The organism is Afipia sp. MLSD5-FHT05B12 (assembly GCF_058793355.1).
Genome location: NZ_JBXAFS010000013.1, coordinates 1 through 22,653, shown reverse-complemented (window position 1 = coordinate 22,653; position 22,653 = coordinate 1). Strand labels below are relative to the sequence as shown.

Below are 22,653 nucleotides of genomic sequence, written 5' to 3'. Positions count from 1 at the left end.
ACAAGATGCTGCGCTCCCGAACGGATCGAACCGACCTGTCCGGGAGCGTCTTGAATGGCCCGCTTACGCGCCGGGCTTGATCAGGGACCAGTCGCCGCCCTTGATTTCCAGCATCCGGAAGGCTGAGAGATCGAGGCCGAGATGATCCGTCGGCGTCATGTTCACAATGCCGCCGGTGCCGACAAAGCCCTTGGTCTTTTCGATTTCATCGCGAATTTTCTTCGGATCGTTTGATCCCGCGCGCTTCATGGCTTCGACGAGAATGGACAGGCCGTCATAGGCATGGCCGCCGAAAGTCGAGACCGGGCTCTTCGCGGTGTCTTCGTAAGTCTTCTTGTAATCGACAACGACCTTCTTCTGCGGATCGTTATCCGGCAGCTTGTCGCCGACCAGCAGCGCGGCCGCCGGCAAGCGAATGCCTTCAGCCGCGGCACCTGCGAGTTCGATGAAACTCTTGGAAGCGACGCCATGGCTCTGATAGAGCGGCGTCGCGGTCATCCCCAGTTGCGCATAGTTACGGGTCACGATCGCGGGGCCCTGCCCGAAACCGGGATTGACGATGGCCTGAACGCCGGCGGTGTTCTTGATCTTGGTGAGCTGGCCGGTCATGTCGCTGTCGCGCGGACCGTAGCTTTCCTCGGTGACGATCTTGATGCCGTAGTTCGGCGCCACCTTGGTGCATTGGGCCTTCATCGATGCGCCGAAACCATCGGTGCCGGAGATCATCGCGATATTGGTGAGCTTGCGCTGCTTCAGGTTCTCGAAGATCTTCTCGCACGCCATCTTGTCAGTGTGCGGCGTCTTGAAGACGTACTTGCGGACAGGCTCGATGATTTCGACCGCACCACCAAATGAGATGAACGGAACCTGGGCTTCCTCGAACACGGGAATCATCGCCATGGTCGTTCCGGTTGTCGAACCACCCGCCATCGCGACGACCTTGTCGTCCTCGATCAGGCGGGTTGCGAATGTGCGCGCCTTGTTGGCATCGCCGCCGTCATCATAGATGATGAGTTCGACCTTCTTGCCGTTGATGCCGCCGGCCGCGTTGATCTTGTCGACATACATCCGCAGCGTCTTGTCCTCAGGCTCACCGAGAAACGACGCCGGGCCGGTGACCGACAGGACGGAACCGATCTTCACGGTCTGCTGCGCTTGCGCCGAACCGCTGAACGCCAAACCGGCAACGCCGGCCGCCAACAGAAATCCCAATGCTGATGCTGGTTTCACAGTTCCCTCCCTGGTGATGGGCGCTCGATTTTTTGAGAGCTTGCCCGGCATGTTTCCAACCACAGAGCGGCAATGGTTTCAAGTGCAACTATTGCCGCTTCTTGCCATCAATATAATTGACCGAACGGTTGGTCAATAGTAATCTGCCTTCCAATGGCTGACCAAGAAGCCGACGGGAGGACTGTGTGGACAAAGATCTGGTCTTGACCGAGATCCGTGACGGATACCGCGTCATCACGCTTAACAGGCCCGACAGCCTCAACTCGTTCAACCAAAGTGTACACATCGCGCTGAACGCGGCGTTGAACGATGCGGAGGCCGATACGAAATGCCGCGCGTTGATCCTCACCGGTGCGGGACGCGGATTTTGCGCGGGGCAAGACCTGTCCGAAGTTGCCTTCGTGCCCGGACAAAAACCGGATCTCACCGTTACTCTTGAACAGAACTACAATCCCCTCATCCGCAGATTGCGAAAATTGCCGCTGCCGATCGTCTGCGCGGTCAACGGCGTCGCCGCGGGAGGCGGAGCCAACATTGCTTTTGCTTGCGACATCGTTCTGGCGGCGCGTTCCGCAAAATTCATTCAGGCGTTCTCAAAAATCGCGCTGGTGCCGGATTGCGGCGGCACGTGGTTCCTGCCGCGCCTCGCAGGCAATGCGCGCGCGCGGGCGCTGGCAATGCTGGCCGAGCCGGTCTCCGCCGAACAGGCTGAAGCCTGGGGCATGATCTGGAAGACCGTTGACGATGCCAACCTCATGGCAGAGGCACACCGCCTCGCAACCCACCTCGCCAGACAGCCGACCGGCGCCCTCGCCCTGACCAAACAGGCGCTCGACGCATCGGAAACCAACACACTCGCTGAGCAGCTCGACCTTGAGCGTGACCTCCAGGGTCAGGCCGGACGCGGATCGGATTTCGCGGAGGGCGTGACCGCGTTCCTGGAGAAGCGTGCGCCAAATTTCACGGGGAGCCTGTGATGGACGCAAGCGTTCCCGGCGACAAGAATGCGCTTGCGCTGGCCGAAGCCTGCGCAAAGGAAATGTGGCTCGACGATCGCGCGAGCAAGGGACTCGGCATGAGTCTCCAGCGGATTGCGCCCGGTGAGGCTGTTCTCTCCATGACGGTCCGCAAGGACATGACCAACGGTCACGGTATCTGCCACGGCGGTTTCATCTTTACGCTGGCGGACTCGACATTCGCCTTCGCCTGCAACACCTACGACCAGCGCACCGTCGCGCAGCAATGCGCGGTGACGTTCCTCCAGCCGGTGCGTGAGGGCGAGACGCTGACAGCGCACGCGATTGAGCGCACCCGCGCTGGCCGCGGTGGCATCTATGACGTGACCGTTCGCGACAGCAAAAACGTCATCGTTGCGGAATTTCGCGGACATTCGCGGACCATTTCAGGCCACCTGCTCGCGCCGGAAGGCGATCAGCAAGAAACCAAATAGGACTGGGAGAGACCATTGCTTCAGATTCCGCTACGCAAGCTCGATCGGCTGACCCCCGAACGGACAGAGCTTGATCCTCATGAGGTGGCGTCCCGCGACGAGATCCGCGCGCTTCAGCGCGAGCGCCTCGCATGGTCGTTGCGCCATGCCTACGAGAACGTACCGCATTATCGCGCCAAGTTCGACGCCGCGGGCGTGCGCCCGGATTCGTTCCAGAACCTTGAGGATCTCGCGAAGTTTCCGTTCACGATCAAGACGGACCTGCGCGACAACTACCCCTTCGGCATGTTCGCCGTTCCTGAATCCAGGGTCGCGCGCATCCACGCTTCATCCGGCACGACCGGCAAGCCGACCGTCGTCGGATACACCAAGCGCGACATCGAGACCTGGAGCGACGTCGTCGCGCGCTCGATCCGCGCGGCGGGGGGCCGCGCCGGAATGAAGGTCCACATCGCGTATGGATATGGACTGTTCACCGGAGGCCTCGGTGCGCATTACGGCGCGGAGCGCCTCGGCTGCACCGTCATTCCGATTTCGGGCGGCATGACCGAGCGTCAGGTTCAGCTCATCAACGACTTCAAGCCCGAAGTCATCATGGTGACGCCCTCCTACATGCTGGCGATCCTCGATGAGTTCAGGAAACAAGGTCTTGACCCGCGCAAGTCATCGCTGCGCATCGGCATCTTCGGCGCGGAGCCATGGACCAATGCGATGCGCGAGGAAATCGAGGAGGCGTTCGATCTTCACGCCGTCGACATCTATGGGCTGTCCGAGGTGATGGGCCCCGGCGTCGCCAGCGAATGCGTGGAAACGAAGGATGGCCTCCACATCTGGGAAGATCATTTCTATCCCGAAGTCATCAATCCGGTGACCGGCGAAGTGCTGCCGGATGGCGAGAAAGGCGAACTTGTCTTCACCTCGCTGACCAAGGAAGCCATGCCTGTGATCCGTTACCGGACGCGCGACCTGACGCGGCTGTTGCCGGGAACGGCCCGCTCGCTGCGGCGCATGGAGAAAGTCACCGGCCGCTCCGACGACATGATGATCGTGCGCGGCGTCAACGTGTTCCCCACCCAGATCGAGGAAAAGCTGCTCACGATCCCCGCCCTCTCCGTCCACTATCAGATCATTCTCACGCGCGAAGGCCGCATGGACGAGATGGAGATCCAGGTCGAAGCCCGCCCCGAAGCCAACGACAGCATCGTCCGAAAAGAGGATGCCCGCCGATTGGAGCAGGTGATAAAGGACACGATTGGCATCACGGCGAAGGTTCGGGTCCTCGATCCCGGAGCCATCGAGCGCTCCGTCGGCAAGGCCAAACGCATCATCGATCGCAGACCCAAAGCATGATCCGGAAAGATGGATACCGGCTTTCCGAAGATCATGCTCGCCTAGGAACCAGGGAATAGAGCGTCTCATGGCACGCAGCCGCGCCAACGATTACGACGACAAACGACAGGCGATCCTCGATCGCTCCGCGGAGCTTTTCTCGGCGCACGGTTACGACCGTGCCTCGATGAGCAAGATCGCGGAGGCCTGCGGCGTGTCCAAGGCCAATCTCTATCACTACTACAAGGACAAGGAAGGGCTGCTGTTCGACGTCATCCGCTTCCATCTCGAGGAACTCCGCGAAGTCGTCGAAACCGCGGATAATTCCGGCGCTGCGCCGGAGGCGAGGTTGCGCGGCCTGGTTGCCGCGCTGCTGGAGGCCTACCGGGACGCCGATTCACAGCATAACGTGCAGATCAGCAGCATGCGGTTTCTGCCCGCGGAGCGCCAGGCCAAACTCAAGGGCATGGAGCGCGACCTGGTTCGAATCTTTTCGGCGGCGGTGGCCGGCGTCGCACCGCACCTCAAGGGCACGAAGATGCTCACGCCCGTCACGATGTCGCTGTTCGGCATGGTGAACTGGCACTACCTCTGGTTCAAAAGCACGGGCTCGGTCAGCCGCGACGAATATGCGGAGATTGTCACGAGGCTGATTTCCGACGGAGCGCGGAGCCTGCTCAAGCCCTCCCCCAAGACATCGAAGCGCACTGCCGCCGCCGAATGAATATTCATCGGTGCCCGATAGCACCCAACCTCGAAGTGATCGCATGAAACTCGAAAGCTATATCAACGGACAATGGGCCGCACCGGGCCGCGATCTCATCGAGGTGCGCAGCGCCGTCAGCGGCGATGTCGTTGCCGAGGCAACCAGCGGCGGACTGGATATGCACGGCATTCTTGGCTACGCGCGCAATACCGGCGGCAAGAATCTCAGGCGGCTGACCTTCCATCAGCGTGCCGACATGCTGAAGAAACTCGCGCAGTACCTCACCGAGCGCAAGGACCAGTTCTACAAGCTGTCGTTCCAGACCGGAGCCACGCGCACGGACAACCTCATCGATGTCGACGGCGGCATCGGCACGCTGTTTGTCTACGCCGGCAAGGGCCGCCGCGAACTTCCGAACTCGACCTTCCTGCTGGATGGCGCTGTCGAGCCGATGGGCAAGGCAGGAACATTTGCCGGGCAGCATATCATCACGTCGCTGCACGGCGTCGCCGTTCACATCAACGCCTTCAACTTCCCTTGCTGGGGCATGCTCGAAAAGCTGGCGCCTGCGCTGCTTGCGGGCGTCCCCGTCGTCTCGAAGCCGGCAACGGTCACGTCCTATGTGGCGCACGCGCTCGCGCGCATGATCGTGGAATCCGGCATTCTTCCTGACGGCGCATTTCAGTTCATTGTCGGCGGCACCGGCGACCTGTTCGATCATCTCACCTGTCAGGACGTGGTGTCGTTCACCGGCTCGGCCGAGACGTCGGAAAAGCTGCAACGTCATCCGGTGATCGCCAGGGAAGCCGTGCGCTTCGTCGCCGAGCGGGACTCGCTCAACGCGGCCATTCTCGCACCCGATGCGAAGCCCGGCACGCCGGAATTCGATCTGTTCGTCAAGGAAGTCGCCAAGGAGATGACCGTCAAGGCGGGACAGAAATGCACAGCGATCCGCCGCGCACTTGCGCCGGCCGAAAGCGTGGAAGCTGTGATCGAGGCCCTGCGGGAACGGCTGGCAAAGATTGCGATCGGCAATCCCGAACTGGAGACGGTGCGCATGGGGCCGGTGGTCGGTCTCGACCAGCGCCGCGACGTGCTCGCCCACGTCAAGGCATTGCGCACCGAAGCGCAACTCGTCGCCGGCGATCCCGACAATTTCGACATTCAGGGAGCGGACGTCACGCGCGGCGCATTCCTTCCGCCGCTGCTGCTGCATTGCGCCGATCCTGTTCGCGCGACGAAGGTCCATTCGATCGAGGCGTTCGGCCCGGTCAGCACCGTGATGGGTTATAGCGATCTTGAGGAGGCCGTTGCACTCACCAACCGCGGCGGCGGAAGTCTTGTGGCTTCGGTTTACACCCACGATCCGAAGGTGGCCTCCGATCTTGTGTTCGGCGTCAGCAGCTTCCACGGGCGTCTGGTGATGATCGACCGTGACTGCGCCAAAGAGCAAACCGGTCACGGCTCACCGATGCCGCAGATGGTTCACGGCGGTCCCGGCCGCGCCGGCGGCGGCGAGGAGCTCGGCGGCGTGCGCAGCGTCCATCATTACATGCAGCGCACCGCGCTCCAGGGCTCGCCTCGCATGTTGACCGGCGTGACCGGCAGCTGGACCAGGAATGCACCCGTCATCGAGAAGGACCGGCATCCGTTCCGCTTCCACTTCGAGGATCTGGATGTCGGGCAAACCTTCTACTCGAAGGAGCGCACCATCACGCTGGAGGATATCGAGCATTTCGCGCATTTCACCGGCGATACGTTCTATGCCCACATGGACGAGGAAGCGACCAAGGGTCATCCGTTCTTCCCAGGCCGCGTCGCGCACGGCTATCTGCTGCTGTCGTTCGCCGCGGGATTGTTCGTCGATCCCGATCCGGGCCCGGTGCTGGCCAACTACGGCCTCGATTCACTGCGCTTCATCAAACCGATACAGCCCGGCGAGACGATCAAGGTGCGGCTTACCGCGAAAGAGAAATCGCCGCGCAACAAGCAGTACGGCGAGGTGCGCTGGGATGTCGAAATTCTGACCGACAAGGACGAGTCCGCGGCGACTTATGAATTGCTGACGATGAATGCTGTGCGGCCCCAGACCTAAATCATGAAAACAACGAAAAGGAGAAACCAATGATCCTCGTCACAGTGATGTATCCGGCCGGCGAAGCATTCGACACCGACTACTATCTCAAGACCCACATGCCGCTTCTGAAAGACCGCTGGGGTCCACTCGGGCTCAAGAGCGCGCAGGCCATCAAGGGCGTGGCGAAGCCGGACGGCAGCGCGCCCGACTACCAGATGACCGCGCTGCTGACCTTCGGGTCGATGGACGACTTCAAGTCCGCCGGAAAGGCTCACGGCAAGGAAATCTTCTCCGACATTCCTAATTTCACCAAGGCGCAGGCCGTGGTGCAGATCAACGACGTCGTGTTTTAAGCCCCGAGCCGGTCAGGTGTCGTCAACGGTTCACACCGGCACAGACAATCAGAGCATCCCTCGCCCGGTTTCGAGCGAGGATGCTGCGATTGCGCGCGGCTTTTCGCTGAAGGACCTTCCAGATTCGTTTTACGACGATCCCTACCCGACCTATCGCGCACTTCAATCCGCCGACCCGATCCATCGGATGCCGGACGGATCGCTGTTCCTGACGCGTCACCGCGATCTCGAAGCGATCTACAAGGATACGGCACGCTTCAGCTCCGACAAGAAGGTCGAGTTCGCGCCGAAGTACGGCGACGGTTCTCTGCTGTTCCAGCATCACACCACGAGCCTCGTGTTCAATGACCCGCCGCTGCATACGCGCGTGCGGCGGCTGATCGCCGCCGCGCTCAATCCCCGCGCCATCGCCGGGATGGAGCCGGGCCTGATCGCCCTTGTCGACCGGCTGCTGGACGATATGCAGGCGCGTGGCCGTGCTGACCTGATCGAGGATTTCGCCTCCGCCATCCCGGTCGAGGTGATCGGCAACCTGCTCGCCATTCCTCACGAGGACCGCGCGCCGCTGCGCGGCTGGTCGCTGGCGATCCTCGGTGCGCTGGAGCCGTTCCTGTCGGAGGACGTGCAGACGCGCGGCGAACGCGCGGTCGGCGAGTTTCTCGGCTACCTGCGCCACCTGATCGCCGACCGGCGCGCACGGCCGGGCGACGCAGAACGCGACGTTCTAACGCGCCTGATCGAAGGCGAAGCGACCGGCGAACGTCTCAGCGAAATCGAGCTTCTACAGAATTGCATCTTCATTCTCAACGCGGGCCATGAGACGACGACCAATCTGATCGGGAACGGTTTGGAGTTGCTGCTGCGCTTCCCGGAGCAACGTCAGCGCCTGATCGATGATCCCGCATTGATCAAGGCGGCGGTCGAGGAATTCCTGCGCTATGAAAGTTCAAACCAGCTCGGTAACCGCCGCGTCACGCAGGACATGGAGATCGACGGCGTCGCAATCCCGGAAGGGGCACTGATTACGCTCTGCATCGGCGCGGCGAACCGCGACCCCGACGTGTTCGCAGAGCCGGAGCGTCTCGATATCGGACGCTCGCCCAATCGTCATCTTGCTTTCGCGTCCGGTGCTCATGCCTGCGTCGGTCTCACCCTTGCCCGCCTTGAAGGCCGGATCGCCATCGGCCGGTTTCTGGCCCGCTTCCCGAAATTCGCAGCGAGTGGTCACACCCATCGGGCGCGGCGCGTGCGCTTTCGCGGATTCACGTCACTTCCGGTGACGCTGACCTGACTCGTTTCCTTACAGGACATCACATGCCATCTTTCGACAAATCCGCCGCCGATGCCTTGCTGACGTCCGTTTTCGCGCAATGGGTGCGGGATCTCGACCTTTCGATTGAAAGCATCGAGGGAGATAGCGCCGTGCTGCGGATGCGTTTCTCAGACAAGCTATGCCGCGACAACGGAGTTATCTGCGGTCAGGCGCTGATGAGTCTCGCCGATACATCGATGGTGTTCGCGATCTGCTCGGCAGCCGGTGAGTATTTCCCGATGACCACGGTGGACCAGACGATCCACTTCATGCGTCCCGCCATGCGCGCGGATGTTCTGGCGGAGGCGCGGGCCGTGCGGATAGGCAAGACCATGGCTTATGGCAGTATTGTCATCCGAACAGACAATGACGAGCGGCCCGTCGCAATGGCGCAAACTGCCTACGCGCTGCTTCGTGAAGGCAAGTAGCTACATCTGGTCGTAATCGACGACGACGCGGCTTGAGACCGGGTGCGCCTGACACGTCAGCACGAATCCGGCTTCAAGTTCCCACGGCTCCAGCGAATAGTTCACGTCCATGCGCGTCTCGCCTTCGACGATTTTGGCTCGGCACGTGCTGCACATGCCGCCCTTGCAGGCATACGGAAGGTCCATGCCGGCGCGCAGCGCGGCGTCGAGAATGACCTCGCCATCGGCAATCGGCACATCCTTGCGCTTGCCGTCCACGATCAGCGACGCTATCGCCTTGGGCGGCGCCTCCGGCGCGACCTGAACCTTCGGCCGCGGCTTGCCGCCGAATTCCGAGACAAAGCGCTCGACGTGGACGCGACCTTTGGGGATACCGAGATCGATGCAGGTCGCCTCGATCTCTTCGCTCATCGCGACCGGGCCGCAAACGAAAACATGATCGACCGCCGCCGCCGGCACCATTGAACGCAGCAAGACCTCGACCTTCTGACGGTCGAGCCGGCCGTACAGGATCGGCAAATCCTGCTCCTCCTGCGACAGCACATGAAACACCGACAGGCGGCCCATGAATCGGTCCTTGAGCTCTTCCAGAGCTTCACGGAACAGAATGCCGTTGGCCGTGCGGTTGCCGTAGAACAGGAAAAAGCGGCTGCCCGGTTCACGCGCGAGAATGCCGCGAACGATGGACATGATCGGCGTGATGCCGGAGCCAGCCGCAAAGCCGACATGAACGCGCGCTTCGCCGGGAGCATGCGCAACACCGAAACGGCCGGTGGGCGTCATCACATCGAGTTCATCACCGGATTTCAGTTCGTCCAGCGCCCAGCTTGAGAACGCGCCGCCATCGACTTTCTTGACCGCGATGCGCAACTCGTGATCGTCGGGGCTTGAGCAGATCGAATACGAGCGCCGCACCTCTTCACCGTCCATCGTGGTGCGCAGCGTCAGGTACTGGCCCGGCGCGAAGGCATAATCGTCCGCCAAGTCGCCCGGAATGGCGAACGTCATCGACACCGCATCGGCGGTCTCGCGGCGCAGATCGTCAATGGCGAGACGGTGAAATTTTGGAACGTGCGACATGGCTGACGGCTCTATTTTCTGGGCGTGATCTGATCCGGAAACCGGTTTCCGCTTTACGGGAACACACCTAATGGCACTTGAAATAGTCGAACGGCTCACGGCACGCCTTGCAGCGCCATAGCGCCTTGCACGACGTCGAGCCGAATTCGGAAAGAACTTCGGTATTCACCGATCCGCACTGCGGACAGGCGACTTCCTGCCCGCCAAACAGCGCGCGGCGTCCACTGCCCGCCTGCGGTGGCGCGATGCCGTACTCTTTCAGTTTCCGGCGGCCCTGCTCGCTCATCCAGTCCGTGGTCCAGGCCGGCGACAGCACCGTGCGCACCCTGGGATTGCGGATACCTTCGCGCTCCAGCGCCAGTTCGATTTCCAGCGCGATCATGTTCATCGCGGGGCAGCCGGAATAGGTCGGTGTGATCGCAACCTCCACCGCGCCGTCGGTCACGGTCACGTCGCGCAGCACGCCGAGATCGGCGATGGTCAGCACCGGAATTTCCGGATCAACCACCTGCGCCGCCGCATTCCAGGCGGTCTGGCGAAGATCCTGCGTACTGGTGCTGCCGGTTACCATGTCGCGTCCGGAAAGGTTCGCTGCATCGATTGCAGTTCGCTGAGCAGATGCCCGAGATGTTCGGTGTGGCTGCCGGAGCGGCCGCCCTTCTGCATCCAGTCGCTCGACGGACGCTTCAGCGTCGCCACGCCCAGAACATTGGAGACGGTCTCCATCCAGACGCCGCGCAGCGTTTCCGGGTCGATCGCAATCCGGGAGGAGATCAACCCCGCATCGCTCTGGTCGGCATGAAACAACTCTCCGGTGAAGGCCCAAAGATCGTCGATCGCGGTTTGCGCGCGCCGATGGCTTTCTTCCGTGCCGTCGCCGAGCCGAATCATCCATTCCGAAGTGTGCCGCAGATGGTAGGCACTTTCCTTCTCGGATTTCGCGGCAATCGCCGCCAGCGTCGCATCCCTGGATTTCATCATCGCGCGCCAATAGGGATCGGCGAACGCGGAATAAAGGAACTGCCGCGCAATGGTGCGGGCGAAGTCGCCGTTCGGCTGCTCGACCAGCAGCACGTTGCGATACTGCCGCACGTCGCGCAGGTATGCGTATTTGTCCTCGTCGTTGCCCGCGCCTTCGACCTTGGCTGCGTATGTATAGAGTTCTCGCGCCTGCCCGATCAGATCGAGGCCCATATTGGCGAGCGCCATGTCCTCTTCCATCATCGGAGCGTGACCGCACCATTCAGACACACGGTGCCCGAGGATCAGCGCATCGTCGGCCCTGCGCAGCGCGTAAAGCACGAGCGGGCTCTCGGTGACTTTGATGGAAGGTCTGGCCATGTTCAATACTCGTTCAATACTCGCGACGTCATTCCGGTATGCGTCTGAAAGGCGCAGGCCCGGAATCCATGTGCGAGCAATGGTTATGGATTCCGGGCACGCTCGTTTCACTCGCGCCCCGGAACGACGAGTGAATGGAAATCACATATGGCCGACTTCTTCCGGCACATCGTAAAATGTCGGATGGCGATAGATTTTGGATATCGCCGGCTCGAACATCATGCCCTTCTCGGACGGATCGGACGCGACGATCGCATTCGATGGCACGACCCAGATCGACAGTCCTTCGCCGCGGCGCGTGTAGATATCGCGGGCAGCCTGTATCGCCAGAGTCGCGTCGGCAGCGTGCAGCGAGCCGACATGCTTGTGCGCAAGGCCGTTACGGCTGCGGATGAAAACTTCCCAAAGCTGCGTGTTCTGAGTGGTCATGACAGTCTCCAGCCGATCTACGCGGCAACCGCGGTGCGGCGCGCCAGTTGTTTCTCCGCATACGCGGCCGCGGCTTCACGCACCCACGCGCCCTCCTCGTGGGCCTTGCGGCGCGCGGCCATGCGATCACGGTTGCACGGGCCGTTGCCCGCAAGCACCTGCTTGAATTCGTCCCAGTCGATCGCACCGTATTCCCAGTGCTTCGTCGCCTCGTTCCACTTCAGGTCGGCGTCCGGGATCGTGAGACCGAGATAGTGTGCCTGCGGGACGGTCGCATCGACGAACTTCTGGCGCAGGTCGTCGTTCGAGAAGCGCTTGATCTTCCACTGGGTCGATTGATCGCTGTGCTGGCTGACGCTGTCCGGCGGGCCGAACATCATCAGGCAAGGCCACCACCAGCGGTCCAGCGCGTTCTGCGCCATGGCCTTCTGCTCTTCGGTGCCGCGCGACAGCGTCAGCATGATCTCGTAGCCCTGGCGCTGATGGAACGACTCCTCCTTGCAGACGCGAATCATCGCGCGCGCATAGGGGCCGTATGAACAGCGGCACAGCGGTATCTGGTTCATGATGGCCGCGCCATCGACCAGCCAGCCGATGGCGCCGATGTCGGCCCAGGTCGGCGTCGGATAATTGAAGATCGAGGAATACTTCGCCTTGCCGCTCAGCATTGCATCGACAAGCTCTTCGCGCGACGAGCCGAGCGTTTCCGCCGCCGCATAAAGATAGAGCCCGTGACCGCACTCGTCCTGAACCTTGGCCAACAGCGCGGCCTTGCGGCGCAGCGTCGGCGCGCGGGTGATCCAGTTGCCTTCCGGCAGCATCCCGACAATTTCCGAATGGGCATGCTGGGAAATCTGGCGCGTCAATGTCTTGCGATACGCGGCAGGCATCCAGTCATTCGGCTCGATGCGATCGTCGGCATCAATGCGCGCCTGGAAGTGCGCAGCGCGTTCCGCGTCCTCGACGTGAACGACTTCGGCTTCCGATGTGTTGAGTGCCTGCGTGTACATCGCCATTCTCTCCCGGGAGTCACCGGAAGATATATAACAGAAATTTACACTGACAAGCTATTTTTGTAACATGTTGCGCTGCACGTCAGCGAACCTGCGGCGGAGTTCCGGGCCCGGGGACCGCAGCGGCCCGGTGGCGCTTTCTCCGTGGGCGTCCAGCCAGGATTCGGAAGCCGGCAGAAGGGCCTGATAAAGCCGGGCACAAAGCTGGCGCGCCTCAAGGGCCGGCCACGCGGGCGGCAACAGCCCTGCCGGAAGCAGCGGATCGCGGAGGATCACCCGCCGGTAGTGATGGATCAAAAGTATCCGCGCGAGGATGGCGTCCGCGGGAGACCCCTTGTCGGAGTCACTGATCCAGCCTTCGAGCGGCGCAAAGGTCTTTATGAATTCGCGATACGATTCCGCGGTCCGCTCCAGCGACCAGCTCGCGGCCGCCAGTTGCCGCCCCATGACGTCGTCGGCGGACACTTCCAGCCGGATCGCCCCTTCGGCGATCGACGGCACGGGAACATCGGACGGCGCGACCCACACGCCCGGCATCGGACTTCCGAAACCAGCTTCGCTCAATGCCGCCCGCGACGCCTCACGGTCGGCGCCGTTGCCGATCAGCAGAAGCTCGAAGCGCCCCGCCCAATTCGACGGATGCGGATTGTAGACGTGCTCGACGGCTGTTTCGAAACGCTCGCGGCCACTTTTTGCAAGCTTGTAGAAACTCTTCCGCCCCACCTTGTCCCGATCCAGCCAGCCGTCAGCGGCAAGACGGGACACGGCCGTCCGGACCACGCCGCCATCGGTCCCCAGCATGTCCAGGAACTGGAGCAATGTTCCAAGCCACACCGATCCGCCGCGCGGCAAAATGGCGTCGCCATAGAATGTGATGATGAGCGAGCCGGTGCGCGAAGGCTCACGTTTGAACCGGCTGACGATACGGGAGAGCGACGGGTGACTCATGGAGGCGCAGCATAATGCATTCCATCCCGCCGACGAGCCCCGGATACAGACTACACCCGCCCGACCTCGAAAGAACAACTTCAAGAAGCCTAAGAATTAAAGAGCCTTCGAAATTAAAAAGCCTTGGAAATCGATCTCAATCTGATGGATGAGCAACTTCATCCAAAATATTAACTCACGCTCAGGCACGCGCATGCAGCGCGCCAGGCGGATGATGGCTGCGGGAAGCGGTCAGATGTGGAAATGCCAAACCAGCAGGACGACTCCCAATACCGCAGCGCAGCTCAGCGCCCAGCTAGCGACATAGGCGGCGTCCTCGAGACCCGGGGTACCGATATGGTCTGCCGGACTTGTATGGATTTGTTGCCAATGGTCAGCCATCACAGCCTCCAATGAAGCCTCCCTAAACGAGACAATGGCGGGCACGACGAAGGGTTCCGTAGCTAACTGAATTTCGCAATATCAAATGTTTTGCGCAGCGGCCGCCAGTCTGCACAGGGATCATAACAACGGGCATCTGGCGGCTTGCCGCAGTGGCGAAACGTCATTATACGTTCCCCCGCGTCGGCCAAATCACCCCTTGGGGCTGAGGGCCGAAGCCGCGGAAAACAACACTAAGATATTGATTTCACGCGCTTAAAGCTCCCTTCGTCTATCGGTTAGGACGCCACCCTTTCACGGTGGAGAGAGCGGTTCGATTCCGCTAGGGAGCGCCACCCCAATTCAGCTCAAGATGTTGAGCGCTGTGCGTAAACTTCATGCACACTCTCTGGACCTACGGCCCGCAATGGGCTAGGACGCCGGAGCCCGACGCATGACCCGCAAGCTGATCGACATTTCCGTCCCCCTGCAAAACGACGTGCCTGCGGATCCCCCAGGCGGTCACCCGACCATCCAGTACATCGATCACCAGCAGGGATTGCCGCGCATGCTGCAATTCTTCGACGGATTGAAAAAGGAAGACCTCCCCGACGGTCAGGGCTGGGCCGTCGAACAGGTCAACCTCTCGACGCACAACGGCACGCATCTCGACGCGCCCTATCACTTTCATCCCACCATGAACCGCGGCGAACGCTCGTGGACCATCGATGAGGTGCCGCTGGAATGGTGCTTTCAGCCCGGCGTCAAACTCGATTTCCGGCATCTCCCCGACGGCTATGTCGCCACCGCGGCCGATGTCGAGAACGAACTGAAACGCATCGGGCACACCCTGAAGCCGCTTGAGATCGTCGTGGTCAACACCAGCGCGGGTGTGAAGTACGGACAGCAGGATTACGTCACGTCGGGCTGCGGGATGGGCTACGAGGCGACGATGTACCTGCTGGAACGCGGCGTGCGCCTCACCGGCATCGACGGCTGGAGCTGGGATGCGCCGTTCGTCTACACCGCGAAGAAATACGCCGAGACAAAGGATGCCAGCCTGATCTGGGAAGGCCACAAGGCAGGCCGCCACATCGGCTATTGTCACATCGAAAAACTTCACAATTTAGAACAATTGCCCGCGACAGGGTTCACCGTGTCCTGCTTCCCGGTGAAAATCGAACGCGCATCCGCTGGCTGGACGCGCGCGGTGGCTATTCTGAATTGATTGAAACGAAAGGCTCTTAACAACCAGCCCGCCGCGGGACTAGTCTCACGCGAACCGGCAATGCCGGATCAGGAAATGGAGATCATCAATGACGATGCCTCAAGACGCCGCCCGGCTCCAATCGCAGATGAGGGAAGCCGTCAAAGCGAACTGGAAAGCCTTCCTGATCGAAGGCATCGTGCTGGTGATTTTGGGAATGGCGGCGATAGCGATCCCGCTTATCGCCAGCATCGCAGTCACGATCTTCCTTGGCTGGCTGTTTTTGATCAGCGGCGCCGTGGGTCTTTATATGACGCTCACCACACGCGACATGCCCGGCTTCTGGTGGTCGCTGCTGTCCGCGGTCCTTGCGCTTGTCGCGGGCATCATCCTGATTGTTCAGCCCATCGCAGGAACGCTGACACTTACTCTCGTGGTCAGCGCCTATTTCATCGCAGAGGGCATCACCACCATCATGTATGCCCTCGCCCACCGGCAGGAATTGTCCGGGCGCTGGGGATGGCTGCTTGTATCGGGTATCGTTGATCTGGTGGTCGCCGCGCTGATCATCGCCGGGCTTCCCGGCTCGGCCGCATGGGCGATCGGACTGCTGGTTGGCATCAATCTCGTCTTCGGCGGCACATCCCTGATCGGGATGGCGCTCGCCGCGAAAAATACGTGATGCTTTTTGGGGCTGCTGAGTTCAGCAGCCTCTGCAAATGCTCCTGATCTTGCGATCGAGCGCCTTGTCTTCGGCCGATTCCGTATAGTTTTTTTCCTGCGCGGACGGAACATCGCTGGCCCGCGGCTGACGGTGTCCGACCGGCGCGTTGGGAATGTTGCCTGAATTCGTCGTCGCTGACGGATTGGACGGACCTGACGTGCCGCTCTTGCTCTGAGCCAGTACACCTGACGCGCTCAGCAGAACAACCATCATTGCAATTGGGATGGATTTTTTCATGTCACACCTCCACCAGTACGATTCCTCGGCGTGCGCGTAGTCTAGCGGGAACTGCCCGGGTTTTCTATCGTTCCGCAGTTACGTCTGCCCTGCGCTGCACAATCCTGTGTCTTGCGAACGTCCGCCATCGATCCTAGTGTCCCGTATCCGACGTTCGCTTTACTTTGCAGCGCCTTCCGAGCGAACGTCGGATACGAAAGGACACTAGAAAATTATAATTCTAGTGATCCTTTGGTTCTGACATTCGTAAAAGTGCCTGCGAAAGATATGATACGAATGTCAGAACCGGATCACTAGCAGCCAGATACCTGCGGCCACCAGCACGACGAAAAAGCCGAGCATCACCGCGTTTTCGACGGCGCGATTGCCGGGGGGGCAGGCTCGGTCATCGCCGGAGATTCTATTCCGCTGGCGGATAGAGGTGAACGTCGCCGCAGTAATCGGCGATACGATACCGCTGGTCGTGCCCGCCTTCATCTGTCCGTGACAGGTATTGTGGTCCTATCGGCGCCTTGCCGTGACCGCCGGGAATATCGAGGACGTAGTCGGGCTGACATAAACCCGACACGCGCCCCCGCAGCGACAGCATCAGCTTCTGCCCTTCTTCAAGTGTGGTGCGAAGATGAGCCGTTCCCGGCGCAAGATCGCCGTGATGCAGGTAATATGGCTTGATGCGGCATTCGACAAAGCCCCGCATCAGCGCCTCCAGCGTCGCCGTATCGTCGTTCACACCGCGCAACAGGACCGACTGGCTGACCATCGGAATGCCGGCGTCGATCATTCGCGCGCAGGCAGCGCGCGCATCCGCCGTCAGTTCACGCGGATGATTGGCATGCAGCGCCACCCATGTCGTCGCGCCCGTCACCCTCAGCGCAGCAACTGTCTCATCGGTCACCCTTGCCGGATCGGCGACCGGCACGCGGGTGTGAAGGCGGATGATCTTGACGTGATCGATGGCAGCGAGATCGGCCATGATTTCCTTCAGCCGCCGCGCCGACAGCATCAGCGGATCACCGCCGGTCAGGATCACCTCCCAGACCTCCGGATGGGCACGGATGTAATCCAGCGCCTTTGAATAAACCTCATCGGAAAGAGCGGTCTCCTTCCCCGGCCCCACCATTTCGCGGCGGAAGCAGAACCGGCAGTAGACCGCGCAGACATGCACCAGCTTGAACAGCACCCGATCCGGATAGCGATGCACGATGCCGCTGACCGGCGAATGCGCATGATCGCCGATCGGATCGGCGTTTTCGCTCGGGTGCCTGACCAGTTCATCGGCGGACGGAACATACTGGCGCGCGATGGGATCGTTCGGGTCCGAGGCGTCAATCAGCGCGGCGACATCGGGTGTCACTGCGATCGCGTAACGCGCGGCAACTTTTTCCAGCACGGAAAGATTTTCGGGCAACGCAAGGCCATGCCCGAGCAATTCGACGGGAGTTCGCAATGTCGCGGTAGCGCGCCGGGTCATGCGTCACCTTCCCGCGGCGTCCACACCACCTGATCGATCCGGGTTGCCCCGCTCGCCAGCATCACCAGGCGATCGAAGCCCAGCGCCACGCCGCAAGCCTCCGGCATCTGCGTCATCGCGGCCAGAAACTCCTCATCGAGCGGATAGCGTTCGCCGTAGCGCCGCTCCTTCTCATCCATCGCCTGTGTGAATCGCAATCGCTGCTCCTGCGCATCGATCAGTTCGCCGAAGCCGTTCGCCAGCTCCACACCACAGGCATAAACCTCAAATCGCTCCGCGACGCGCGGGTCCGACGGCTTGGCGCGCGCCAGCGCGGATTCCGGCGCAGGATACTCATAGAGAATGGTCAAACGGCCCTGCCCCAGATTTGGCTCGACGTGTTCGACCAGAACCTTGCTGAAGATGTCGGACCAGGTGTCGTCATCGGTGACACGGACGCAGCCCGCCGCTGCCGCTGCAAGCGCCTCGCGGTCGGCTCGTCCCTCCGGAATCGTCGCAAGCAGATCGATGGAGGCAAAGCGCGCAAACGCATCGGCGACGGTGAGCAGATCCGGTTCGGCAAACGGGTCGACCACCTTTCCCCTGAACGAGAACGTCCCGATCCCGGTGGTTTGGGCAGCATGCGCGATGACGACCACGGTGTCGGCCATCACCGCCTCATAGCCTTCATTGGCGCGGTACCATTCCAGCATGGTGAATTCCGGCAGATGCAGCGGACCGCGCTCGCGATCCCGGAACACCCGGGCGAACTCCACGATCTGCTTCTCCCCCGCCGCCAGCAGCTTCTTGCAGGCGAATTCGGGCGACGTCCGAAGGAAGTACCTGGACTTCTCGCCGGACGCCGAGGTCAGATCGGCTGCCGGGGCATGAAGATGGGTCTCGTTCCCGGGCGATTTTTGCAGGATTCCGGTTTCGACCTCCACGAATCCCTCGTCCTCGAACCAGTCCCGCAAGGCACGGGAAATCGCGCTCCGCGCCTGCAAAAACGGCTTGCGGTCCGTATGGCGGCCAGGCGTCCACCAGGGCGAGAAATCCTGGTCCATACTCATGGGCGAAAAGCCCGATTCAGCAGCAAAATGCTGGCTTTACCGGTCCAAATCGTTATGTTGCGGCCCGAAACTGCCTTGCCGGACCCCGAAGCGCCGTATCGGCGCCGCGACCGGCCCTGAACATTAGGAAACCTATCTGTGAAAGTCATCGCCAGTTCGATCCGCAAGGGCAACATCATTGAGCAGGACGGCAAGCTATATGTCGTTCTGAGCGCGGAGAACATCCATCCCGGCAAGGGAACCCCGGTCAGCCAGATCGAAATGCGCCGAATCAGCGACGGCACCAAGGTCTCCGAGCGCTACAAGACCACCGATCAGGTCGAGCGCGCGTTCGTCGAAGACCGTGACTTCAATTATCTTTACGAAGACGGCGACGGCTTCCATTTCATGAACAACGAGAACTACGACCAGCTCCTGGTTCCGAAGGACGTGGTCGGCACGCAGGCTCCCTATCTGCAGGAAAACATGACCGTGAAGCTTTCGATCTTCGAGGGCAACGCTGTCGCGATTGTGCTGCCGCAGCGTGTCACGCTTGAGGTCGTCGAGACCGAGCCGGTGACCAAGGGCCAGACCGCGTCCTCGTCTTACAAGCCCGCGATTCTTTCCAATGGCGTCCGCACCGGCGTTCCGCCGCACATCGGCACGGGAACGCGCATCGTCGTCCTGACGGAAGACGGTTCTTACGTCGAGCGCGCCAAGGACTAAGGGCATATCTCGCGAGGATATATTGAGGGCAGCGCGGGCAGCTAACGGCAGAAGGAAGGCATCGGCGAAGCTCTGGTGCTGTTTCCTGTCCGTTGCCTCGCTGTGCCTCCTCGCCCAGCCTGCTCGCGCCGCCGAATTCAGGACACCGGCGATTTCGGCCGTCACACCGGACTGGCCCGCCGCCGTCAATCAGCTCCGAACCGAAATCGATTCGCAGCCGCTGGCTGCGGGCAATTTCAACTTCCCGTCCCGGAACCAGCTATCCCGATACAACGCGCGGCGCATCACGGCGGTCTCGCAGATCAATGCGGTGACATCGCCGATTTTCTCCGGAATTGAAATCAGCCCCGTCCCGGTGCTGTTGCCGTTCGACAGCGCCCTCTACCTGGCCGATCGCCAAAGCGGCGCGATCAATCTTCTCATCCCGCGGTATCAAGCCGGGTTTCGCGCCGCCAGCATGTTCGAAGCCGGATCAGCAGGCTACGACGCCGTCTTCCTGCTTGACCGGGGCGCAGGCGACAACATGCCGTCTCGAGTCTATCTGGAGCCCGTCGAGGTCCAGATCACCGCATCGCTGCTGACCTACGACATCAGGGATCCGCTCGCTGGAAAAGGCGAGCCGGTCAAATCACTGGCCACGCAATATCCGAACCTGCGTCGCGTGATCCGCGAAGGCTACGTGCGTTACGCGTTCACGCGCTTCGGCGTCCCCTACGTGGTTTCCATTCAATGTCTCGACAGCGTTGCGCGCAGCAGACGCCTCTCCTGCCGTGAGGCCTCGCCGGTCGCCGAACAATTCCTGAAGGCATTGCGGGTGGCCGGCGGCACGCCCCGCGATTCCCGCCCGAACATCGCCTCATATGCCTCGGAGCGTCCGATCGAATACGATGGCAATTTCACCTATCGGCCGCCGGGCGAGATCATCGCCAACAGCGGCTATCGCGGGCAAGGCGGCTATCAGGACTTTACCGTTTACTCGCAGATCCGATTTCCGATTGAAAAGGCTCCGGCGTTCGCCAATTCGCAATCATTCATGAACTGGGGCGACTGCAATCTCACAGGCCGCGTCTCATTTGCACCAACCAAGGGCGACCAGTACCGCTGCAAGCGCAATGACAAGCCGCTCGTGTTCGATGAATCAGCCAGGGAAAACTACAGCTATCCCTGGCAGGATAATTTTTGCGAGACACGCGACTTCGAAGTCGGACAGTGCGCGAACGGCATGGGTCATCAGGGACAGGATATCCGCCCCTCGTCCTGTCACCTGCGCAACGATGGCGCCGACCGCTGCGTTCCCGATCTGTATGCGACTGTCGCGGTCCGCGACGGTGTGCTGATCAGGTCGCCCAGGCAACAGGCTGCGTTCCTGCTGGTGAACACGCGCAATGAACACATCCGTTTTCGTTACATGCACATGAACCCGGCCCGCCTCGATGCGGACGGCGTCCTTCACGGACGGCGGGTCACCGAAGGCGAAAAGATCGGCGTGGTCTCGAACTATCAGGATCGCGCTGGCGGAACGACGAACCATCTGCATTTCGACGTGCAGGTGTTCACGCGCGACGGCTGGCTCTGGGTCAATCCCTACGTCACGCTGATCTCGTCCTACGAGCGCCTGATCGGCGGGCGTGGCCGCGAATATATCCAGCCGCCGCCCGAAGCACCGGCGATGGCGCATGCCCTGCCGCCTGCGGAGCTTCCGGCAAATGCCGTCAAGGAAGGCGAAGGCCGCTAAGGCATGATCCGACCCGAAGGGCCGCGTTAGCGCAAAGTGGGAACCAGTTTTCGGAAAAGATCATGCCCGGACGTTCCGCGGCAGATTGGCCTTTGGCCCCATCAGCAAAGCCGCGCTAGACTGGCCGCATGACGCAGAAAGATTCTCCGGACGCAATCTCCCTCACACGACGAACGCTGCTCGGCTCCGCAATTGGCGCCGGCGCGCTGATGGCCAGTCCGCTCCGCGCGCTCGCGGCCCCTCCCGGTTTCGATCAATGGCGCGAGGGCTTTCGCGCCCGCGCCCTGGCGCGCGGGATTTCAGAGGGCACCTACATTCGCGTGCTGAGCCGCATCGAGCCCGACATGAGCGTGTTCGCGAAAATGCGCAAGCAGCCGGAGTTCAACGAACAGCTCTGGCAGTATATCAACCGCCGCGTTTCGGACTGGCGTCTGGCCGCCGGAAAGGTGGCGCTTCAGAAATACAGCGCGCTGTTCGCACGCATTGAAAAGGATTTTGGCGTCGAACGCGGTACGCTGCTGGCGCTGTGGGGGGTCGAGACCGCATACGGCGATCCGCTGGTGCAGCAGAACCATATGCGCCCGGTGTTTCCGTCGCTGGTGGCGCTGGCGTGGAACGAGCCTCGCCGCAAGGCCTATTGGGAAACCGAACTGATCAACGCGCTGCGCATCGTCGACAAGCACTGGAGCACGCCGGAGGAAATGCGCGGCTCATGGGCCGGCGCGATGGGTCATACCCAGTGGATGCCGGAAGTCTGGCTCAATGTTGGCTTCGACTATGACGGCGATGGACGGGTCTCGCCGTTTGGCCGCCCTGACGACGCCCTCGGCTCCAGCGCGCGCTATCTCGTCAACCGCGGCAAGTACCGCCGGGGCGAGCATTGGGGCTACGAGGTGAAAGGCGCGACAGCATCCAAAAGCGGCAACCAGTCTTATGCGAAATGGGCGGCTTCAGGCGTGACCCGCGCCGACGGCCAGCCGTTTCCGCGCCCCAACGACATGGCGCAATTGTGGGTGCCCGTGCAGGGCGGCCCGTCGTTCCTGCTGGGCCCGAACTTCTACGCGGTGAAAAGCTACAACCCGTCGATGAACTACGCGCTCGCCATCGTGCATCTCGGCGATCGCATTCTCGGCGGCGGGCCATTCGTGCAGCCCTTCCCCGGATCGGAACGCGCACTCACGCTCGCGGAAATCCAGGAAGTGCAGACTCGCCTGACCAAAGCCGGATTCGACACCGGCGGCACCGATGGCCGTGTCGGCAACGACACCATGAAGGCGGTCAAGGATTTCCAGACCAAAACGGGACTGCTGCCTGCGGATGGCTACGCGGGGCTGAAGGTGCTGGCCCGGCTGCGGCAGGGAGCGTAGTCGCCGTCATTGCATGCAAGGTCAGCCGTCATTCCGGGATGCGCCGAAGCCTGACCGGCAGCGCGATTTCCTCCCTCCGTCGTTCCGGGGCGCGCGAAGCGC

23 protein-coding genes and 1 tRNA gene are annotated in these 22,653 nt (G+C 61.5%); 14 read left to right on the top strand and 10 right to left on the bottom strand.

Going from position 1 to position 22,653, the window contains the following annotated elements:
* Positions 1-63 precede the first annotated feature (63 nt).
* On the bottom strand, positions 64-1,230 hold the full coding sequence (locus AC1Q6J_RS16540) for an ABC transporter substrate-binding protein (RefSeq protein ID WP_492280307.1): 1,167 nt from the start codon (positions 1,228-1,230) through the stop codon (positions 64-66).
* Between the two features lie 185 nt (positions 1,231-1,415).
* On the opposite strand from AC1Q6J_RS16540, the gene paaG reads away from it, so the two are divergent.
* The 8 genes from paaG (at position 1,416) to AC1Q6J_RS16500 (ending at position 8,885) form a co-directional block, all read left to right on the top strand.
* Positions 1,416-2,207, top strand: coding sequence for a 2-(1,2-epoxy-1,2-dihydrophenyl)acetyl-CoA isomerase PaaG (gene paaG, locus AC1Q6J_RS16535; protein WP_492280306.1), 792 nt, complete (start codon positions 1,416-1,418; stop codon positions 2,205-2,207).
* Complete coding sequence (paaI, locus tag AC1Q6J_RS16530) at positions 2,207-2,680, top strand: hydroxyphenylacetyl-CoA thioesterase PaaI (RefSeq protein WP_492280305.1); 474 nt, start codon at positions 2,207-2,209, stop codon at positions 2,678-2,680. The genes paaG and paaI overlap by 1 nt, the downstream gene beginning before the upstream one ends.
* A 15-nt stretch (positions 2,681-2,695) precedes the next feature.
* Positions 2,696-4,030 carry a phenylacetate--CoA ligase PaaK gene (gene paaK, locus AC1Q6J_RS16525; protein WP_492280304.1) on the top strand — a complete coding sequence of 445 codons (1,335 nt, stop codon included), beginning with the start codon at positions 2,696-2,698 and terminating at the stop codon, positions 4,028-4,030.
* 67 nt (positions 4,031-4,097) lie between these two features.
* On the top strand, positions 4,098-4,733 hold the full coding sequence (locus tag AC1Q6J_RS16520) for a TetR/AcrR family transcriptional regulator (RefSeq protein ID WP_492280303.1): 636 nt from the start codon (positions 4,098-4,100) through the stop codon (positions 4,731-4,733).
* A gap of 43 nt (positions 4,734-4,776) precedes the next feature.
* The gene (gene paaZ, locus AC1Q6J_RS16515) at positions 4,777-6,810 is read left to right on the top strand and encodes a phenylacetic acid degradation bifunctional protein PaaZ (protein WP_492280302.1); all 2,034 of its coding nucleotides are present in this window, start codon (positions 4,777-4,779) and stop codon (positions 6,808-6,810) included.
* 29 nt (positions 6,811-6,839) lie between these two features.
* Positions 6,840-7,145 carry an EthD family reductase gene (locus AC1Q6J_RS16510; protein ID WP_492280301.1) on the top strand — a complete coding sequence of 102 codons (306 nt, stop codon included), beginning with the start codon at positions 6,840-6,842 and terminating at the stop codon, positions 7,143-7,145.
* Positions 7,146-7,200: 55 nt separating this feature from the next.
* Positions 7,201-8,436, top strand: a complete 1,236-nt coding sequence (locus AC1Q6J_RS16505) for a cytochrome P450 (RefSeq protein ID WP_492280385.1) — start codon at positions 7,201-7,203, stop codon at positions 8,434-8,436.
* Between the two features lie 23 nt (positions 8,437-8,459).
* Positions 8,460-8,885: a PaaI family thioesterase gene (locus AC1Q6J_RS16500; RefSeq protein ID WP_492280300.1), complete on the top strand. Its 426-nt coding sequence runs from the start codon at positions 8,460-8,462 to the stop codon at positions 8,883-8,885.
* On the opposite strand, the gene paaE is transcribed toward AC1Q6J_RS16500, so the two are convergent.
* From paaE to paaX, 6 genes are all read right to left on the bottom strand, one after another.
* The gene (paaE, locus tag AC1Q6J_RS16495) at positions 8,886-9,965 is read right to left on the bottom strand and encodes a 1,2-phenylacetyl-CoA epoxidase subunit PaaE (RefSeq protein WP_492280299.1); all 1,080 of its coding nucleotides are present in this window, start codon (positions 9,963-9,965) and stop codon (positions 8,886-8,888) included.
* Between the two features lie 67 nt (positions 9,966-10,032).
* Positions 10,033-10,536 (bottom strand): 1,2-phenylacetyl-CoA epoxidase subunit PaaD, encoded by a 504-nt coding sequence (gene paaD, locus AC1Q6J_RS16490; RefSeq protein WP_492280298.1) that lies wholly within the window; start codon positions 10,534-10,536, stop codon positions 10,033-10,035.
* Positions 10,530-11,306, bottom strand: coding sequence for a 1,2-phenylacetyl-CoA epoxidase subunit PaaC (gene paaC, locus AC1Q6J_RS16485; RefSeq protein WP_492280297.1), 777 nt, complete (start codon positions 11,304-11,306; stop codon positions 10,530-10,532). The genes paaD and paaC overlap by 7 nt, the downstream gene beginning before the upstream one ends.
* Positions 11,307-11,447: 141 nt before the next feature.
* Positions 11,448-11,735: a 1,2-phenylacetyl-CoA epoxidase subunit PaaB gene (paaB, locus tag AC1Q6J_RS16480; RefSeq protein WP_492280296.1), complete on the bottom strand. Its 288-nt coding sequence runs from the start codon at positions 11,733-11,735 to the stop codon at positions 11,448-11,450.
* Between the two features lie 17 nt (positions 11,736-11,752).
* A complete protein-coding gene (paaA, locus tag AC1Q6J_RS16475; RefSeq protein WP_492280295.1) occupies positions 11,753-12,745 on the bottom strand; it encodes a 1,2-phenylacetyl-CoA epoxidase subunit PaaA in 993 nt (330 codons plus the stop codon).
* A 57-nt stretch (positions 12,746-12,802) separates the two neighbouring features.
* Entirely contained in the window at positions 12,803-13,696 is an 894-nt protein-coding gene (paaX, locus tag AC1Q6J_RS16470) for a phenylacetic acid degradation operon negative regulatory protein PaaX (protein WP_492280294.1), read from the bottom strand.
* Positions 13,697-14,337: 641 nt separating this feature from the next.
* Between paaX and AC1Q6J_RS16465 the strand changes: the two genes are divergently transcribed.
* The 3 genes from AC1Q6J_RS16465 (at position 14,338) to AC1Q6J_RS16455 (ending at position 15,945) form a co-directional block, all read left to right on the top strand.
* Positions 14,338-14,412, top strand: a tRNA-Glu gene (locus AC1Q6J_RS16465).
* 98 nt (positions 14,413-14,510) lie between these two features.
* Entirely contained in the window at positions 14,511-15,284 is a 774-nt protein-coding gene (locus AC1Q6J_RS16460) for a cyclase family protein (RefSeq protein ID WP_492280293.1), read from the top strand.
* Between the two features lie 88 nt (positions 15,285-15,372).
* The gene (locus AC1Q6J_RS16455) at positions 15,373-15,945 is read left to right on the top strand and encodes an HdeD family acid-resistance protein (protein WP_492280292.1); all 573 of its coding nucleotides are present in this window, start codon (positions 15,373-15,375) and stop codon (positions 15,943-15,945) included.
* Positions 15,946-15,966: 21 nt separating this feature from the next.
* On the opposite strand, the gene AC1Q6J_RS16450 is transcribed toward AC1Q6J_RS16455, so the two are convergent.
* From AC1Q6J_RS16450 to epmA, 3 genes are all read right to left on the bottom strand, one after another.
* A complete protein-coding gene (locus AC1Q6J_RS16450) occupies positions 15,967-16,224 on the bottom strand; it encodes a hypothetical protein (RefSeq protein ID WP_492280291.1) in 258 nt (85 codons plus the stop codon).
* A gap of 400 nt (positions 16,225-16,624) precedes the next feature.
* Positions 16,625-17,695 carry a lysine-2,3-aminomutase-like protein gene (locus AC1Q6J_RS16445; RefSeq protein WP_492280290.1) on the bottom strand — a complete coding sequence of 357 codons (1,071 nt, stop codon included), beginning with the start codon at positions 17,693-17,695 and terminating at the stop codon, positions 16,625-16,627.
* On the bottom strand, positions 17,692-18,744 hold the full coding sequence (epmA, locus tag AC1Q6J_RS16440) for an EF-P lysine aminoacylase EpmA (RefSeq protein ID WP_492280289.1): 1,053 nt from the start codon (positions 18,742-18,744) through the stop codon (positions 17,692-17,694). Before epmA ends, AC1Q6J_RS16445 begins: the two co-directional genes overlap by 4 nt.
* Before the next feature lie 138 nt (positions 18,745-18,882).
* Here epmA and efp point away from each other — a divergent pair, with 138 nt between their 5' ends.
* The 3 genes from efp to AC1Q6J_RS16425 all read left to right on the top strand — a co-directional run bounded on the left by efp (position 18,883) and on the right by AC1Q6J_RS16425 (position 22,551).
* On the top strand, positions 18,883-19,449 hold the full coding sequence (gene efp, locus AC1Q6J_RS16435) for an elongation factor P (RefSeq protein WP_492280288.1): 567 nt from the start codon (positions 18,883-18,885) through the stop codon (positions 19,447-19,449).
* A 22-nt stretch (positions 19,450-19,471) separates the two neighbouring features.
* The gene (locus tag AC1Q6J_RS16430; protein WP_492280287.1) at positions 19,472-21,184 is read left to right on the top strand and encodes a M23 family peptidase; all 1,713 of its coding nucleotides are present in this window, start codon (positions 19,472-19,474) and stop codon (positions 21,182-21,184) included.
* A gap of 128 nt (positions 21,185-21,312) precedes the next feature.
* Positions 21,313-22,551, top strand: coding sequence for a lytic murein transglycosylase (locus AC1Q6J_RS16425; RefSeq protein WP_492280286.1), 1,239 nt, complete (start codon positions 21,313-21,315; stop codon positions 22,549-22,551).
* Positions 22,552-22,653: the final 102 nt, after the last annotated feature.

What these genes read in the sequence shown, in the direction of transcription:
- paaI (WP_492280305.1), top strand. Translation starts at nt 2,207, where the DNA reads ATGGACGCAAGCGTTCCCGGCGACAAGAATGCGCTTGCGCTGGCCGAA.
- AC1Q6J_RS16520 (WP_492280303.1), top strand. Translation starts at nt 4,098, where the DNA reads ATGGCACGCAGCCGCGCCAACGATTACGACGACAAACGACAGGCGATC.
- paaZ (WP_492280302.1), top strand. Translation starts at nt 4,777, where the DNA reads ATGAAACTCGAAAGCTATATCAACGGACAATGGGCCGCACCGGGCCGC.
- AC1Q6J_RS16510 (WP_492280301.1), top strand. Translation starts at nt 6,840, where the DNA reads ATGATCCTCGTCACAGTGATGTATCCGGCCGGCGAAGCATTCGACACC.
- AC1Q6J_RS16500 (WP_492280300.1), top strand. Translation starts at nt 8,460, where the DNA reads ATGCCATCTTTCGACAAATCCGCCGCCGATGCCTTGCTGACGTCCGTT.
- paaE (WP_492280299.1), bottom strand. Translation starts at nt 9,965, where the DNA reads ATGTCGCACGTTCCAAAATTTCACCGTCTCGCCATTGACGATCTGCGC.
- paaD (WP_492280298.1), bottom strand. Translation starts at nt 10,536, where the DNA reads ATGGTAACCGGCAGCACCAGTACGCAGGATCTTCGCCAGACCGCCTGG.
- paaC (WP_492280297.1), bottom strand. Translation starts at nt 11,306, where the DNA reads ATGGCCAGACCTTCCATCAAAGTCACCGAGAGCCCGCTCGTGCTTTAC.
- paaB (WP_492280296.1), bottom strand. Translation starts at nt 11,735, where the DNA reads ATGACCACTCAGAACACGCAGCTTTGGGAAGTTTTCATCCGCAGCCGT.
- paaA (WP_492280295.1), bottom strand. Translation starts at nt 12,745, where the DNA reads ATGTACACGCAGGCACTCAACACATCGGAAGCCGAAGTCGTTCACGTC.
- paaX (WP_492280294.1), bottom strand. Translation starts at nt 13,696, where the DNA reads ATGAGTCACCCGTCGCTCTCCCGTATCGTCAGCCGGTTCAAACGTGAG.
- AC1Q6J_RS16460 (WP_492280293.1), top strand. Translation starts at nt 14,511, where the DNA reads ATGACCCGCAAGCTGATCGACATTTCCGTCCCCCTGCAAAACGACGTG.
- AC1Q6J_RS16455 (WP_492280292.1), top strand. Translation starts at nt 15,373, where the DNA reads ATGACGATGCCTCAAGACGCCGCCCGGCTCCAATCGCAGATGAGGGAA.
- AC1Q6J_RS16450 (WP_492280291.1), bottom strand. Translation starts at nt 16,224, where the DNA reads ATGAAAAAATCCATCCCAATTGCAATGATGGTTGTTCTGCTGAGCGCG.
- AC1Q6J_RS16445 (WP_492280290.1), bottom strand. Translation starts at nt 17,695, where the DNA reads ATGACCCGGCGCGCTACCGCGACATTGCGAACTCCCGTCGAATTGCTC.
- epmA (WP_492280289.1), bottom strand. Translation starts at nt 18,744, where the DNA reads ATGAGTATGGACCAGGATTTCTCGCCCTGGTGGACGCCTGGCCGCCAT.
- AC1Q6J_RS16425 (WP_492280286.1), top strand. Translation starts at nt 21,313, where the DNA reads ATGACGCAGAAAGATTCTCCGGACGCAATCTCCCTCACACGACGAACG.